Raw genomic sequence first — 15,325 nt, 5'->3', positions numbered from 1 at the left:
GTACGGCGATTTGAGGCCAAACGACGCGAGTCTGTAATCTTGACCGCAAGCGTGTTCGCGTAGGCCTCTCCCCTCTCATTTCCCCGAGGGGCCGGATTGAGAGCTCGCACCACCACACGTCGAAGCACTGGAGATCATTCACCCATGGCGAACATCAAGTCGCAGATCAAGCGCAACAAGCAGAACGAGAAGGCGCACGAGCGCAACAAGGCCGTCAAGAGCGAGCTCAAGACCGTCATCCGCAAGTTCCACGCCGCCGCTGAGGCCGGCGAGAAGGACGCTGCGGTCGAGACCGCCAAGGTCGCCACCAAGAAGCTCGACAAGGCCGTCTCCAAGGGCGTCATCCACAAGAACCAGGCCGCCAACCGCAAGTCGGCGATCGCCAAGAAGGCTTCCTCCCTCTGAGGTAAGCCCCACCGAAGCCCCCGTCCTCCGCGACGGGGGCTTTCGCATTTGCCGAGTCAGCAGTTGTGGCGGCCGAGAATTCAGTTGTGGCGAACGAAAGTCGAGTTTCGTTCGCCACAGGTGCGGATTCGCGCGCCAGAACTACCGATTCGGCGCGGGGGTCAGCGCTGGCGGAGGGCGGCGATCGTGAGGACGAGGCGCTCGAGCGTGTACGCCGGGTCGCTGGCGGCGCCCTTGAGGTCGGCGTCGGCTCGGGCGACCGAGCGGAGGGCCTCGCCGATGCCTTCGCGGGACCAGCCGCGGGCAAGGCCGGCGATGGACTTCTGCTTCCAGGGCGGAGTGCCGCTGTCGCGGATCCCGGCGACGTGGTTGGCGACCGTGCGCAGCTGGCCGGCCACGGCGGAGAGGACGTAGACCGGGGAGGAACCGGTGTCGAGCGCCCAGCGGATCTCCTCGAGGGCCTTGACCCGGTCGCCGGAGATGATCGCGTCCGCGATCACGTAGTTCTTCACCTCGGCCCGGCCGCCGAAGTACTGCTTCACGTGCTCCAGGCCGAGTCGCTTCGCCTCGTTGTCTCCGGCAAGCTGGCTGGCAGCGGCCGAGAGGGCGCGAAGGTCCTGGCCGACGGCCTGGATCAGGAAGTCGGCGCCCTCCTCGTCGATGCTCGCCCCGTGCAGCCGCAGCTCGGCCTTCACGAAGCTGCCGAACTCCCGCGCCTTCAGCTCGACCGACTTGTGCTCGGTCACCTTCGGGAGCTTGCGGAGCTTGGCCAGAGTGCCGCTGCCCTTCTGCCCACCACCGTGGACGAGGACGAGCGCGACCTCCTCCGCGGGCATCCCGGCATAGTCCATCAGGCCCGCCACCGACTCGTCCGGCAAGTTCTCGAGGTTCCGGACGACGACGCACCTGATGCTCGAGAAGAGCGACGGTGCGCTCAGCTCGCCGAGCGTCGCCAGCGTGAGGTCGGCAGCGGTCGCCTCGGAGACCTCAGCCTCGGAGTCGTAGGCCTTCACCGCGGCCTTCGCAGCCGCGACCGTACGCTCCCCCAGGAACTCCTCCTTGCCGGTCACCAGGGTGACCCGACCCAGGACGTCGGAGGCCGAGAGGTTGCCGGTGGGGCTCGGTGCGGAGGCGGTGCGTGCCATGCTCAAACCCTCCCACACGGCAACGACACTTATCGCGTCACCACGGCGGCCTCACCTCCCGACTCGACGACCGCGACCGAGCCGTCGCGGTCGGTGCGGTAGACCTTGGTGCCGCTCTCCGCGAGCCCCTGGACCGTGGCGGTGGCCGGGTGGCCGTAGTCGTTGCCGGCACCGACCGGGACGAGAGCGACCTGCGCGCGCAGCGTACGCAGCCAGTCGAGGTCCTGATAGCGCGAGCCGTGGTGGGGCACCTTGAGCACGTCGATGTCGAGCTCGGCCAGGTCGTCGGCGAGCTGGTCCTGACCCTCCGGCTCGATGTCGCCGGTCAACAGCAGACGCAGGCCGCGGGACTCGACGAGAAGAACCACGCTCGCGTCGTTGGCGGTGGAGCCGTCCCCGGGCCCGCGGGTGTCGGACTCGCCCGTCGGCCAGAGCACCTGGATCCGCACCTCACCGACGGTGGTCGTGGCCGCATAGGGAGCCGGAACCGGCACCACCCCCGCCGCACCGGCGGTCTCGCCGAGGACTCGTACGCCCTCGGGCGGGTCCTGGAGCCGCGAGGTCCACAGCTCCCCGACCCGGCGGCCGGCGAAGACGCCCTCGACGCCGTTGACGTGGTCGGCGTGGAAGTGGGTGATCACGGCGAGCGGAACGTCCTCGATCTCGAGGCGGTCGAGACAGTCGTCGACGAGGTCCGGATCGGGGCCGGCGTCCACCACGACGGCACTACCCGACCCGGTGCGCACCACCAGGGCGTCACCCTGTCCCACGTCGCACATCACGAGCACCCATCCCGGCGGGGGCCAGCCCGGGCTGGGCAGCCGCACCAGCGCGACCGCGAGCAGCACCAGGCATCCGGCCAACCCGGTGACCGGATGCCGCAGGATCCGCGGCGCCAGGAAGGCGATGGCGGCACAGACGACCACGAGCACCGCCAGGGCCAGCGGCCCGGTCGCCCAGCCGACCTCCGCGGTCGGCAGCCCGGCACCGAAGCGGGCGACCGCGATGATCCAGGCGACGCACCAGGTTGCGATCGTGCCCGCGACCATGCCGAGCGGATCCCACACCAGCCCGAGCAGACCTCCCAGGAGACCGAGCACCGTCGCCGGTGCGACGGCGGGCTCGACCAGCAGGTTGGCGAGCACCGCGACCAGGCTGACCTGGCCGGAGATGGCGGCGACCACCGGAGTGCAGGCCAGCTGCGCCGCTGCCGGGACCGCGATCGCCTCCGCGCACCACTGCGGCATCCAACGCCTCAGAGCATCCCGCCACGGTGGCCCGAAGAGGAGGATGCCGGCCGTGGCCAGGACCGAGAGGGTGAACCCGATCGAGGTCGCCAGCCCGGGGTCGATCAGCAGCAGCCCGATCACCGCCGCACCGAGCCCGCGCAACGCTCGCTGGCGTCCGTTGTGCGTCATCGCCAGCAGTCCGACCGCACCCATCGCGGCCGCCCGCACCACACTCGGCTCGGTGCGGGCGAGCACGATGAACCCGAGGATGCCGAGCACCCCGACGGCGTACAGCCCTCTCCCCCGCACCCCGGCCCAGCGGGCGACGATGAGCAGGAATCCCACCACCAGGGTCAGGTTGGTGCCGGAGACCGCGAGCAGGTGGGTCAGACCGGTCGTGCGGAAGTCGTCCGCGAGGTCGTCGGAGAGACCGGTGTCGTCACCGTCGACCAGCGCCGGAACCAATGCCGCCTGGTCCGGTGGCCGGTGTGCCACCGCGTCCCGGATCGAGCCACGCAGCGTCTCGGAGGCGCGCCACCAGATCCCCGGACCTGCGACGACTCGCGGCTGCCCCGCGATCAGCAGCGCCGACTCCTCGTGCGAGTCGCTCTCCCCCAGGCGTCCCGTCGTCGACACCGTCGCCCCGAGCGGGATGTCCGCCCAGGCGTCGCCGCCGAGCACGACCACCGGCGTACGCAGCCTGTAGACCACCCCGCGGCCCCTGATCTCTCGCACGCTGGCCCGCCGGAGCTGGTACGTCCCGTGCTGACCCGTCACCTCCTTCGGGTCGGTGGTGACGGTGGCGACCACCCGCACCTGCGCCTTGCGCGCGGCCAGGTCCGCCACCGGGTTGTCGCTGACCCGGGCGGCGTGCAGCCCCGCGACGACGGCGGTCCCGGCGACCATCAGCACCAACGCCAGCGCCGTCGGGCGGCGCTTCCGAACGGCCCATCCACCGCCGATGCCGAGGACCGCGGCGAGGAGCACGAGCAGAACCACCCCGGACCCTCCGCCGGCCACCACCACAGGCCCGGCCAACGCCCCCGCCCACGCCCCGGCTCCGAGAAGCGGCAGCCGCAGGTCGTTCACAACGTGACCAGCGGTGCCAGGGAGTCGTAGGTCTTCGGTCCGATCCCGTCGACCTCGAGCAGCTCGTCGACGGAGGTGAACGCGCCGTTGGTGGTGCGCCAGTCGATGATCGCCTGCGCTGTCACCGGCCCCACTCCGGGCAACGTCTCCAACTCCTCCAACGACGCGGTGTTGAGGCTCACCCCCGGCCCTGGAGCACCCGCCGCCGGGGCGCCAGAGCCGGGCGCCGCGACGCCACCTCCCCCGTTGGGCGCACCGACCACGATCTGCTGACCGTCGCTGAGCAGAGCAGCGAGGTTGAGCCCGGCGAGCTGCTTGTGGGAGGCCCCGCCGGCAGCCTCGACGGCATCCACCACCCGGGAGCCGATCGGCAGCACGACGATGCCGGGCTTGGGCACCTTGCCCTCGACGTCGACCGTCACCGTCCCGGCCGACGGCCCGCCCGACGGCACCGCAGCCGTGCTCCCGGGCGCCACCGAGGCGGTCGGCAGCGCGACCAGCGGGGAGGCCGAGGGCGAGGCCCGGGCGGCCGGCACCACCTCCGGGTCGGCGCGGATCATCCACCAGCAGGCCACCGCCAACCCGGCGACCAGCACGAGCGAGACGATGACGAGATGCCAGGGGCCGAGGCTCACCCGCCCGCGCAGCGGCTCGGGCAGCACCGCATCAGGCGAGATCACGACCTGACGCCGAGACGCGTGGCGTCCCGGGACCGGCACCAACGGATCCAGCTCCGCGGTGTCGGTCGGTCTCGGCCCGTCCCACCACGGCGGCTGCCAGTCCTCCTCGCCCTCGTCCTCCTCCCCCGGCGGGTCCAGCTCGGCGCGCAGCTGCTTCAGCCGCCGGGCGACGGCATCGGCGTGATCAGAGGTCGGTCGGGTCCGCATGACGCCGAAGCTATGCGCCCGCGCCGACACTTCCGAGCGCGTTCTCAGCGCCTGTGGACAACCCGATCCTCAACCGCCCCTGTGGACGGTAATCGGCCCAAGAACAGGCCCAGAATCAGAGCTTCGGCCCCACCACGACCGCCACACACCCCGGCCCGACATGCGCACCGAGCACCGCGCCCAGCACCCCGACGCGTACGTCGCCGTTGATCTTGCCGTTCAGCTCGGCGGAGAGTCCCTCGCTCATCGCGGCCGCCCGGTCAGGGCTGCCCAGGTGAGCGACGACGATCTCGACGGCGTCCGCGTCCTCGCCCGCCTCGACCCCGAGCGCCTGCAGCCGCGCGATCGCCCGCTCAGCCGTACGCACCCGCTCATGCGGCACGACCCGCCCGTCCTCGATCGTGAGCAGCGGCTTGACCGCGAGCGCCGTCCCCAGCAGGGCAGCAGCGGCTCCGATCCGCCCGCCCCGGCGCAGGTACTCGAGCGTGTCGACGTAGAAGTAGGAACGAGTGGCGGCGACCCGCGCCAGCGCGGCCTCACGCGCCTCGGCAGCACTCCCGCCGCGTCCGGCCACCTCCGCGGCAGCCAGAACGGCGAACCCGACCCCGGGCCCGACCACCTTCGTGTCCACCGTGATCACCGGCACCGGAGCCTCCCGCGCGGCGAGCATCGAGGACTCGCACGTCGCGCTCAGCTCCGCGGAGAGGTGGATGGAGACGATCTCCTCGAAGCCCTGCGCCGCGAGCTTCGCGTAGACCTCCGCCAGGAGCGCCGGCGAGGGCCGGGAGGTCGTCACCGTCTTGTGTGCCGCCAACGCCGCCAGCAGCGCCTCGGGCGACGTCTCCTCCACCCCGTCGTCGTACGACGTCCCATCCACGATCACCTGCAACGGCACCGATGTGATCAGCTCCGTGGCATCCCCGAGATCGGATGGAAGCATCGCGGTCGAGTCGGTCACGATCGCTACCCGGGCCATGTCAGAAGCCTACAGATCGACCCATCGCCTCGACAGCGCGAGCCGAGCCGATCAGACGACGATGTTGACGAGCTTCGGCGCGCGGACGATGACCTTGCGGACGGTCTGGCCCTCGATCGCGGCCGCGATCGTCGGGTCGGCCAGCGCGGCGGCCTCCAGGTCGGCCTCGGAGATCGAGGGCGAGACCTCCAGGCGCGCACGCACCTTGCCCTTGATCTGCACGACCGCCGTCACCGAGTCCTCCACGAGCAGGTGGGGCTCGACCGTCGGCCACGCAACCCGCGCAACCGTCGGCTCGTGCCCCAGACGCTCCCACATCTCCTCGGCGGTGTAGGGCGCGACCAGCGAGAGCAGGATCGCGACCGTCTCCGCGGCCTCACGTACGGCGGGGTCGGCAGGACCGACACCAGAGTCGATCGCCTTCCGGGTCGCGTTGACCAGCTCCATCACCCGAGCCACCACCACGTTGAACCGGTAGGACTCGATCAGCTGCTCGGCCTCGGCGACGGTCTTGTGAGTCGTACGCCGCAGCGCGACGTCGCCACCCGAGACGTCGACACCCGGGGACGACGTCACGTCCCCGGCCAGGCGCCAGGCCCGCTGCAGGAACTTCACCGAACCCGCCGGCGAGACGTCGGCCCAGTCGATGTTGTCCTCCGGCGGGGAGGCGAAGACCAGCGTCAGCCGGGTCGCGTCGACGCCGAACTCCTCCAGCACGTCCGACAGGTTCACACCGTTGCCCAGCGACTTCGACATCTTCTTGCCGCCGTTGATGACCTTGCCCTGCGACAGGTACGCCGAGAACGGCTCGTCCCAGTCGATCAGGCCGATGTCGCGCAGCGCCTTGGTGAAGAAGCGGGCGTACATCAGGTGCAGCACAGCGTGCTCGTCGCCGCCCAGGTAGAAGTCGACCGGGCCCCACTCGCGTGCCAGCTCCGAGGAGAACGCCTGCGTCTCGTCGGTCGGCGACAGGTAGCGCAGGAAGTACCACGACGAGTCGACGAAGGTGTCCATCGTGTCGGAGTCACGCGTGGCCGGACCGCCACACTTCGGGCAGGTGACGTTGACCCACTCCGAGGCCGCGGCCAGCGGCGAGACGCCCTTCGGCTTCAGGTCGGCGCCCTTCAGCTCCGGCAGCTGCACCGGCAGCTGGGCCTCAGGAACCGGCACCTCACCGTCGACCGGGCAGTGGATGATCGGGATCGGCGCGCCCCAGTAGCGCTGCCGGGACAGCAGCCAGTCACGCAGCCGGTAGTTGATCGTGCCCTTGCCGTGGCCCTCGGCCTCCAGCTTCTCGATGATCTTGTGGATGCCGCTCGCCTTGTCGGCGACGCCCTCCAGCTCCGGCGAGTTCACGTACGCGCCGTCACCCGCGGTCGCGACGTACGTCTCCTCGGGGTTGTCCGCGCCCGGCACGTCCACGACGCGGCGCACCGGCAGCGAGAACGCCTTGGCGAAGTCCAGGTCGCGCTGGTCGTGGGCCGGGACGGCCATCACGGCGCCGGTGCCGTAGTCGGCCAGCACGTAGTCCGCCGCCCACACCGGGATCTGCTCGCCGTTGACGGGGTTGGTCGCGGTGACGCCCAGGTCGACGCCGGTCTTGGGACGGTCGGTCGCCAGGCGGTCGATGTCCGAGGCCTTGCGTACGTCCTCCAGGTAGCCCTCCAGCGCAGCAGCCTGCTCCGGGGCCACGATCTCCTTGGCCAGGTCGGCATCCGCGGCGACGACCATGAAGGTCGCTCCGTACAGCGTGTCGGGACGCGTCGTGAAGACGGTGACCTTCTTGGTTCCGCCAGAGGTCAGCGAGATCTCGAAGTCGACGTGCGCGCCCTCGGACCGGCCGATCCAGTTGCGCTGCATGTTGACGACCTTGCCGATCCAGGTGTCCTGCAGCTGGTCCAGGCCGTTGTACAGCTCCTCCGCATAGGCAGTCGTGCGGAAGTACCACTGCGTCAGGTCACGCTTGGTGACCGTCGCGCCGCAGCGCTCGCACTCGCCGTTGACGACCTGCTCATTGGCAAGCACCGTCTGGTCGTTGGGGCACCAGTTGACCGGCGACTTCTTGCGGTAGGCCAGGCCGGCCTCGTACAGCTTCAGGAAGATCCACTGCGTCCACCTGTAGTACTCCGGGTCGGAGGTGTGCAGACGGCGCGACCAGTCGAAGGAGATGCCGTAGCGCTTGAACGACTCCGCCTGGGTCTCGATGTTGGCGTAGGTCCAGCCGGCGGGGTTCTCGTTGCGCTTGATCGCGGCGTTCTCGGCGGGCAGGCCGAAGGAGTCCCAGCCGATCGGGTTCAGGACGTCGAAACCCTTCAGCCACCAGTAGCGGGCCAGCACGTCGTGCAGCGCGGTCACCTCGGCGTGGCCCATGTGCAGGTCACCCGACGGGTAGGGGAACATGGTGAGCGCGTAGCGCTTCTCGGCCCCCTCGCGCTGGCCCGCCTTGAACGGCTCCAGCTTCTCCCAGATGGGGCGCCACTTGTCCTGCAGCTCGGTGACGTCGTACGTCGCGTGCTCGGCCTGCTCCTGCGTCATTGGTCTTTCGTCCTTGTCGAGTGTCGTGCGTCAAGACTGCTTCTGGAACGATCCCTAGAAATAAGAAGGGCCCCTCACATGGAGGGGTAGCCGCGTGACCGGGGTGTGTCCCTCAGGGTCAGCGCGGCTGCCTAAGAAGCAGGACAGACATCTGCATGTGTCCAGGGTAGCCGACCACCGCCGCCATCGTCATACGCAGCCCGGCCATACTCCCGCGCGCGGCGCCGGTGACAGGGTCGAAGTCCTCTAGAAAAGCACTTTCGATAGTCCATGAGTTCTGCCCTGCGGATCGACCGACAGAAAATATTGCCGGAGGGGCCTTCACCTATTGCGACGACAAGTTCGAGCGTGCCAAACTGGCGACGCTCCGCTGCTCGTGATGTCGGTCGTGAATGAGGACCCCCCCATCTCATCCAAGGAACGCTCCGAGCAGCGGAGTCCAAACTTCGGAGCCCCTGCGACCCGGTCGTAGGGGCTCTCGCATTCACGGCGCCGAGCCGGCACACCACCCGGGTCTCGTCCATTTGGGTCATGCGACACACCCTCCCCCGTAGCTAGCGTCGTCCTCGTGCAGAGCGCCCCCGAGCAGCACCAGGACGCCCTCGTCGGCCGAGACCCGGAGCAGGTACGCCTGGCCAGACTGCTGAGCCGTACACGGAACGGGAAGGGCGGGTCGATCGCCCTGCTCGGCGAGCCGGGCATGGGCAAGTCCGCGCTGCTCACCGCAGCCACCACGGGCACGAGCGTTCGGGTGATCAGGCTCGACGGCTACGAGTCCGAGTCCGACATGGCGTTCGCCGCGGTCCAGCGGCTGGTGACGTCGCTGCAGCCCGAGTGCGGGATGCTCCCGGAGCAGCAACGCCGCGCCCTGCTCGTCGCCTCGGGCGAGGCGGACGGACCGCCGCCCGACCGCTACCTGGTCGGCCTCGGGGTCCTCGGGCTGCTGGCCGCCGCGAGCAACGAGCACGGCATCGTCTGCACGATCGACGACGCCCATCTGATCGATCCGGAGAGCCTGGACGCGCTGGCGTTCGTGGCCCGCAGGATCGCGGTGGAGCGGGTCGCGGTCGTGTTCGCCGGGCGGGACGAGGCGGGCCTGGCCGAGCACCTCGGTGGCGTGCCCCAGCTCGCTCTGACCGGGCTGGACACCGATGCCGCCGTGCGGCTGCTGAACCGTGCGGCGGCGGAACCACTCCCGCCCTCGGTGGCCCTGGCGATCGCTCAGGCCACCGGCGGCAACCCGCTCGCCCTGATCGACCTCGCCGGCGAGTCGCTGGTCCACGAGCTGCCGGACCTGGGTATGGCCGGCGAGCCCGTCCCCGTCGGTCGCCATCTGGAGGCCCACTACGTACGCCGCGTTCGCCAGGCCGACCAGGCGGTCCAGACCTGGGCGCTGCTGGCCGCGGCGGACTCGACCGGCAACATCGACCTGCTCGCCGCGGCGGGGACGGACCTCGGCCTCACTCTCGACGACGCCGACCGCGCCGAGGTCGCCGGGCTCGTCCAGCTCACCCCGACCGTACGGTTCCGCCATCCCCTGGTGCGCTCGGCGGTCTACAACGCGGCCTCGGGCGTCGAACGACGCCGGGTCCACCGTGCCCTCGCGCACGCGGCCGACCGGGCGAACCTGACCGAGGCAGAAGCGTGGCACGCGGCCCGGGCCGTCGTCGGAACCGACGAGGAGGTCGCCGCACGGCTGGACCTGACCGCAGACCTGGCCGCCCGCCGCGGCGGCCTCGTCTCGTGTGCGCGTCTGCTCGCCCGTGCCGCCGAGCTGAGCCCGCCGGGAGAGGCACGTGCCGCACGGCAGGTCGGCGCGGCGGAGGCGGCGCTGGCCGTCGGCGCCGTGCATCTCTCCCAGCGGCTCGTCGACGACCTCGACGAGGAGTCCGCCGGCGCGGTCACCCGTGGCCGTGCGCTGATCATCCGCAGCGCGCTGGCGCTGCTGCGCGCCGAACGGGACGGGGTGATGGGCGGTTCGGCCGACCACCTGCGCGCCGCCGATCTCTTCCACGGACTCGACGACGTACGCGAGCAGGACGCCCTGCTCCGGGCCTTCGACCGATGTTCGAGCGCCGACCGGCTCATGACCGGCGTGACGCAGACCGAGCTGGGCCGGCGGATGCTCGCCGGCGCCGATCTGGACGGCCGGTGGTCGGTCGTGCTGCGCGGACTGGCCGCCGTGATCCTGGAGCCGTACGACACGGCGCACCCGAAGGTGCGCGCGGCGTTCGACGCCGTGCTCGCCCTGCCCGATGACGAGATCATGTACTTCGGCAGCGTCATCGCCGGTCTCGGTGGCTACCTGTGGGACGACGGGAACCGAGCCGCCGGCCTCGACCGCGCCGCACGGGCCGCACGCGACCGAGGCGCCCTGCTCGTGCTCGACACGCTGCTGTGGATCATGGCGCTCTCCGAGGTCTACGGGGGCTCCCTGCACCGGGCCGGCCGCTGCGTTGAGATGCATCGAGAGGTACGGGTCGCGATGGGCTATGAGGACGCGAACGTGCCCAACGTCGCGGTGATGGCCTGGTCCGGCGAGCCACGCGAGCTGGTGGCGGCGCTCGCCGACGGCGCCGGAGCGATCGGCTTCGGCGGAGTCCGGTCCTCGGGGATCGAGGGGCTGGTCGCGCGTGACCTCGCGGACCGGCGCTACCAGGACGCCTACCAGCGCCACAGACCGCTGGTCGAGGACCCGTTCCTCCAGGTCACCCCGATCTGGTACGCCGACTTCGTCGAGTCAGCCGTACGCTCCGGCCATCCGGACGTTGCACGGCGGGTCGCCCAGGACCTGGCGAGCCGGGCGGCGGTGAACGGCATGCCCTGGTGCGAGGGAGCCGCCGAGCGCGCGCTCGCCCTGGTGAGCACCGACGACGAGGCCGAGGCCCACTACCTCGCCTCGGTCGCGGCCCTGCACAAGACGCTGGCCGAGACCGAGCTCGGCCGGTCGTACCTGCTCTACGGCGAATGGCTCCGTCGCGTCCGGCGCCGTCGCGAGGCGGCCGAGCAGCTCCGCCTCGCGCTGCGGCACCTGCGCCACAGCGGCGCCGAGATCTTCGTCCCACGAGCTCTCGCCGAGCTCGAGGTTCTCGGCGTCCGGACCGACGTCGTGGACGCCGAGGTGGACCCGCCGCTGGAGCTCACCACCCAGGAGCACACGATCGCGCGCCTGGCCGCGTCCGGGCGTACCAACGCCGAGATAGCCGCCAACCTGTTCATCAGCCCGAACACCGTCGACTACCACCTGCGGAAGGTCTTCCAGAAGCTCGGCATCTCCTCTCGCCGGCAGCTGGCGGACCGTCTGGGCACCTAGGTCTACACCGGCAGCCGGAGCGGCAAGCCCGGCGTCGGCCAGCGGAAGCGGTCGGCGATCCCGGGCGGAGCATCGGCCAGGTCGGCGAGGATCCGGTCCTTCCCCTGACGAAAGTGCGACCAGCCCTCGTAGTGCACCGGCACCACCGTGACCGGGTCGAGCAGCCCGCACAGCTCGACCGCTTCCCGCCCGCCCATCGTGTAGGCGAGCGGGCCGGTCACCGGGAACCCGACACGCCCCAGGTGCAGGACCGCGGTCCCGACGTCGACCCGGGTCGCGACCTCGCCGATACCCCCGTAGAGCACCGTGTCTCCCGAGACCCAGACGGCTCCGTGCTGTTGCCCCTCCCAGGTCAGCGAGAAACCGATGACGTCGCCGACGATCGGTCTGCTGCCGAGGAAACCATGACGCGCGGGAGTCGCGGTCACCGTGACCGTCGGACGTCCCGGCGCCTGCAGCACCGTGGTCTGCCACGGCCGCAGACCCCTCACCGCCCGGACCAGGCCCGACCTGGAGAGCCTGACCGCGCCCGAGGCGGTGGTGGCCACGACCCCGACATCCGGCAGCAGCGCGCGGCCAGCGTCGTCGAGGTTGTCGGCGTGATGGTCGTGGGTGAGGAGGACGGCGTCGATGGGGCCGATCTCGGCAGCGAGGACCGCAGGGCCCGCGATCTTCCGCGAGGACGTACCCCAGCCGAACCTGTACGTCCGGCCGGGGGCGTCGAAGGTCGGGTCGGTCAGGATCCTCCACCCGGCCACCTCGAGCAGCGTCGTCGGTCCACCGACGTGAGTGAGCGTGAGGTCCATCGCGCGGCCTCAGGAGACAGTGGGCTCGGTCGCGCCCCGCTGCCCGGAGTTGGAGAGCGCCCACTCCAGCGCGTGGTCGGCGATCTCCTCCCACCCCGCACCCGCCACCATCAGATGCGGCCGGCCCTCGTACGTCTCGTGCTCGGTGACGGTTCCGGCGCCCTTGTAGTGCTTGGCGTTCGAGGCCTGCACCGAGGGCGGCATGATGTGGTCCTCGGATCCGGACAGGAACAGCAGCGGCGCGCGGTCGGCGTTCTTGAAGTCGACCCAGGCGCCCTGGTGACCGGGCTGGAAGTTCGCCAGCACGGAGTCGAACAGGACGCGTCCCGAAGCCGGGATGTGGTAGCGCTCGTAGAACGCCAGCGACTCCTCCTCGGTGTAGGTGTTGGTGAAGGCGTACTTCCACTGCTCGGAGTCGAACCCGACGGCGCGGTGATGGTTGGCCGGGTTCTTGAGCACAGGGAAGACCGAGCGCAGCTGGCTCCACGGCGTGGCCCGGACACCCTCGGTCGGAGCGGAGTTGAGGACGACGCCCGCAGCTCCGTAGCCGTGGTCCATCACGACCTGCGTGAACGCCCCGCCGGCCGAGTGGCCCATGATGATCGGTGCGGTGTCGAGCGTGTCGAGGAAGGCCTCGAGGTGGGAGACGATCGCCTCCAGGGTGAGGTCCGCGATCGGGGTCGGGTCGGCGCGGAGGGCCTCGACCTCGACCTCGAAGCCGGGGTAGGCAGGAGTGTGCACGGTGAAGCCCTTGGCCTCGTACCGGGCCTTCCAGTGTTCCCACGACCGGGGTGTGACCCAGAAGCCGTGTATCAGGACGATGGTGTCGGGGGTGCTCATGTCAGGTTCCCTTTCCAGTGCTGGGGCTGCGGCGCTCCGATCGTCCATCGCGTCGCGATGCGTCCGGACCACGTGGACCGCGTAGTCCCGCGGGACTACGCGGTCCACGTGGTCCGCCGAGCCCGATGGCCGCGCGAGGCTTGCCAGGACAGAGCCCAACCGACCGTGGGAGGAAGCCGATGCCTTACATCACCGCCGACGACGGCGCCCAGATCTTCTACAAGGACTGGGGCGACAGCGGAAGCCCCGTGCTGCTCAGCCACGGCTGGCCGCTCAACTCCGACGCCTGGGAGGCCACCGCGCTCTTCCTCGCGCAGCACGGCCACCGAGCCGTTGCCCACGACCGCCGGGGCCACGGCCGCTCCAGCCAGACCTGGTCGGGCAACGAGATGGACACCTACGCCGACGACCTCGCCTGTCTGATCGACGCTCTCGACCTGAGCGACCTCACCCTCGTCGGGCACTCGACGGGCGGCGGTGAGATCGTCCGGTACGTCGGCCGGCACGGCACCGGCCGCGTCGCCGGGCTCGTCCTGGTCTCGGCGGTGCCGCCGCTCATGCTGCGGACCGAGGACAACCCCGAGGGGCTACCCATCGAGGTCTTCGACGAGATCCGGGCCGGGGAGCTGGCCAACCGGGCCCAGCTCTATCGCGACCTGGCCGACGGGCCGTTCTTCGGCCACAACCGGAACGGCGATGTTCCGCAGGGCTTCCGCGACGCCTTCTGGCTCCAGGGCATGGCCTCCGGGCACCGTGGCGCCTACGAGTGCATCGCGGCCTTCTCCGCCACCGACTTCCGGCCCGACCTGGCCAAGATCGACGTGCCGACGCTGGTCGTGCACGGCGACGACGACCAGATCGTGCCGATCGACGTCGGGGGTCGCCGCTCGGTCGAGCTGATCGACGGCGCGGAGCTGAAGGTCTACGAAGGATCCAGCCATGCCCTCCCGGACACCGATCGCGACCGTCTGCACGCCGATGTGCTGGCCTTCATCGACCGCTGACGGCCTACGGCACCCTCGCGCGCCAGGCCGGGGTCCCGTGCTTGCTCTCGACCAGCGCCGCGGCCTCGTCGATCGTGGCCTGGTCGAGACCGACGTACGCCGCGCCGAAGCTCTGCTCAAACTCCGAGAGCAGCGCGTCGATGACCTTCTCGCGGCTCAGCCCGGTCTGGGAACGGATCGGGTCGACGCGCTTGGCGGCGCTCCGGGTGCCCTTGTCGGACATCTTCTCCCGGCCGATCCGGAGCACTTCGAGCATCTTGTCGGCGTCGATGTCGTAGGCCATCGTGACGTGGTGCAGGACGCCGCCGGGGATCCGCTTCTGGGCGGCGCCGGCGATCTTGCCGACCGGCGAGGCGATGTCGTTGAGGCCGGCGTAGGCGGCCTCGATGCCGACGCCGCGCAGGCCGCGCAGCACCCACTCGTCGAGGAAGGCGTACGACTCCTGGAAGGACATGCCGGCCACGAGCGTGTCGGGGACGGCGAGGCTGTAGGTGATCGTGTTGCCCGGCTCGATGAACATGGCGCCGCCACCGGAGATGCGGCGTACGACCTCGATGCCGTGACGCTCGGCTGCGGCCTCGTCGACCTCGTTGGAGATCGACTGGTAGCTGCCGATCACGACCGCGCTGCTGGCCCAGTCCCAGAACCTCAGGTTGGGGGCGCGGCGACCCTCGGCGACCTGGCGGACGATGACCTCGTCGAGCGCCATCTGCATCCGCGGCGACAGCGGCCCGGTCTCGACGATCTCGAGGTCGAGGTCGTCCCAGGTCGTGGCCCGGCCCAGCGCCCGCAGCACCGTCAGGGCGACGTCGCGGGTGCCGAAGCCGACCAGCTCGGCATCGCGGGCGGCGACGTCGAGCACCGCGGTCAGCTGGTCGAGGGAGACGTCGACGGACTGCCCCTCCAGCGCCTCGGTCAGCCAGCCCAGCGCCTCGTCGGGCTCCAGGAAGAAGTCGCCCGAGAGGACGACGTCGATGATCGTGTCAGCGGAGACTGTCGCGTCGACGACGACCAGCTTGCCGCCGCGTACCTTCCGCTCGCCATGCACTCTTTCACTCACAATTTCTCAACACCGCGAGCGCCCCGAATCATCCCG

General features: G+C 70.6%; 11 protein-coding genes. 3 read left to right on the top strand and 8 right to left on the bottom strand.

What is annotated here, in order from left to right:
• Window positions 1-144 precede the first annotated feature (144 nt).
• Window positions 145-405 carry a 30S ribosomal protein S20 gene (gene rpsT, locus ACIO3S_RS16720; protein WP_091048431.1) on the top strand — a complete coding sequence of 87 codons (261 nt, stop codon included), beginning with the start codon at window positions 145-147 and terminating at the stop codon, window positions 403-405.
• A gap of 161 nt (window positions 406-566) precedes the next feature.
• Here the strand turns inward: rpsT and holA are convergent, their stop codons facing one another.
• From holA to leuS, 5 genes are all read right to left on the bottom strand, one after another.
• Complete coding sequence (holA, locus tag ACIO3S_RS16715; protein WP_400465725.1) at window positions 567-1,550, bottom strand: DNA polymerase III subunit delta; 984 nt, start codon at window positions 1,548-1,550, stop codon at window positions 567-569.
• A gap of 29 nt (window positions 1,551-1,579) precedes the next feature.
• Complete coding sequence (locus tag ACIO3S_RS16710; protein WP_400465722.1) at window positions 1,580-3,868, bottom strand: ComEC/Rec2 family competence protein; 2,289 nt, start codon at window positions 3,866-3,868, stop codon at window positions 1,580-1,582.
• Complete coding sequence (locus tag ACIO3S_RS16705; protein WP_400465719.1) at window positions 3,865-4,755, bottom strand: helix-hairpin-helix domain-containing protein; 891 nt, start codon at window positions 4,753-4,755, stop codon at window positions 3,865-3,867. The genes ACIO3S_RS16710 and ACIO3S_RS16705 overlap by 4 nt, the downstream gene beginning before the upstream one ends.
• Window positions 4,756-4,870: 115 nt before the next feature.
• Window positions 4,871-5,731 (bottom strand): DegV family protein, encoded by an 861-nt coding sequence (locus ACIO3S_RS16700; protein WP_160028156.1) that lies wholly within the window; start codon window positions 5,729-5,731, stop codon window positions 4,871-4,873.
• Window positions 5,732-5,782: 51 nt separating this feature from the next.
• Window positions 5,783-8,266 (bottom strand): leucine--tRNA ligase, encoded by a 2,484-nt coding sequence (leuS, locus tag ACIO3S_RS16695; protein ID WP_400465715.1) that lies wholly within the window; start codon window positions 8,264-8,266, stop codon window positions 5,783-5,785.
• 568 nt (window positions 8,267-8,834) lie between these two features.
• On the opposite strand from leuS, the gene ACIO3S_RS16690 reads away from it, so the two are divergent.
• The gene (locus ACIO3S_RS16690) at window positions 8,835-11,579 is read left to right on the top strand and encodes an AAA family ATPase (RefSeq protein ID WP_400465713.1); all 2,745 of its coding nucleotides are present in this window, start codon (window positions 8,835-8,837) and stop codon (window positions 11,577-11,579) included.
• Between the two features lie 2 nt (window positions 11,580-11,581).
• On the opposite strand, the gene ACIO3S_RS16685 is transcribed toward ACIO3S_RS16690, so the two are convergent.
• Together ACIO3S_RS16685 and ACIO3S_RS16680 are read right to left on the bottom strand one after the other, a co-directional pair.
• Complete coding sequence (locus ACIO3S_RS16685; RefSeq protein ID WP_400465710.1) at window positions 11,582-12,385, bottom strand: MBL fold metallo-hydrolase; 804 nt, start codon at window positions 12,383-12,385, stop codon at window positions 11,582-11,584.
• Between the two features lie 9 nt (window positions 12,386-12,394).
• On the bottom strand, window positions 12,395-13,225 hold the full coding sequence (locus tag ACIO3S_RS16680; RefSeq protein WP_400465708.1) for an alpha/beta hydrolase: 831 nt from the start codon (window positions 13,223-13,225) through the stop codon (window positions 12,395-12,397).
• Between the two features lie 179 nt (window positions 13,226-13,404).
• Between ACIO3S_RS16680 and ACIO3S_RS16675 the strand changes: the two genes are divergently transcribed.
• Window positions 13,405-14,229, top strand: a complete 825-nt coding sequence (locus tag ACIO3S_RS16675; protein ID WP_400465705.1) for an alpha/beta fold hydrolase — start codon at window positions 13,405-13,407, stop codon at window positions 14,227-14,229.
• A gap of 4 nt (window positions 14,230-14,233) precedes the next feature.
• On the opposite strand, the gene ACIO3S_RS16670 is transcribed toward ACIO3S_RS16675, so the two are convergent.
• The gene (locus tag ACIO3S_RS16670; protein WP_400465703.1) at window positions 14,234-15,289 is read right to left on the bottom strand and encodes a biotin/lipoate A/B protein ligase family protein; all 1,056 of its coding nucleotides are present in this window, start codon (window positions 15,287-15,289) and stop codon (window positions 14,234-14,236) included.
• Window positions 15,290-15,325 lie beyond the last annotated feature (36 nt).

The sequence above is a fragment of the Nocardioides sp. NPDC087217 genome (assembly GCF_044744805.1).
GTDB lineage: Bacteria > Actinomycetota > Actinomycetes > Propionibacteriales > Nocardioidaceae > Nocardioides.
This window is presented reverse-complemented; position numbering and strand designations above follow the sequence as displayed.

What these genes read in the sequence shown, in the direction of transcription:
- rpsT (WP_091048431.1), top strand. Translation starts at nt 145, where the DNA reads ATGGCGAACATCAAGTCGCAGATCAAGCGCAACAAGCAGAACGAGAAG.
- holA (WP_400465725.1), bottom strand. Translation starts at nt 1,550, where the DNA reads ATGGCACGCACCGCCTCCGCACCGAGCCCCACCGGCAACCTCTCGGCC.
- ACIO3S_RS16705 (WP_400465719.1), bottom strand. Translation starts at nt 4,755, where the DNA reads ATGCGGACCCGACCGACCTCTGATCACGCCGATGCCGTCGCCCGGCGG.
- ACIO3S_RS16700 (WP_160028156.1), bottom strand. Translation starts at nt 5,731, where the DNA reads ATGGCCCGGGTAGCGATCGTGACCGACTCGACCGCGATGCTTCCATCC.
- leuS (WP_400465715.1), bottom strand. Translation starts at nt 8,266, where the DNA reads ATGACGCAGGAGCAGGCCGAGCACGCGACGTACGACGTCACCGAGCTG.
- ACIO3S_RS16685 (WP_400465710.1), bottom strand. Translation starts at nt 12,385, where the DNA reads ATGGACCTCACGCTCACTCACGTCGGTGGACCGACGACGCTGCTCGAG.
- ACIO3S_RS16680 (WP_400465708.1), bottom strand. Translation starts at nt 13,225, where the DNA reads ATGAGCACCCCCGACACCATCGTCCTGATACACGGCTTCTGGGTCACA.
- ACIO3S_RS16675 (WP_400465705.1), top strand. Translation starts at nt 13,405, where the DNA reads ATGCCTTACATCACCGCCGACGACGGCGCCCAGATCTTCTACAAGGAC.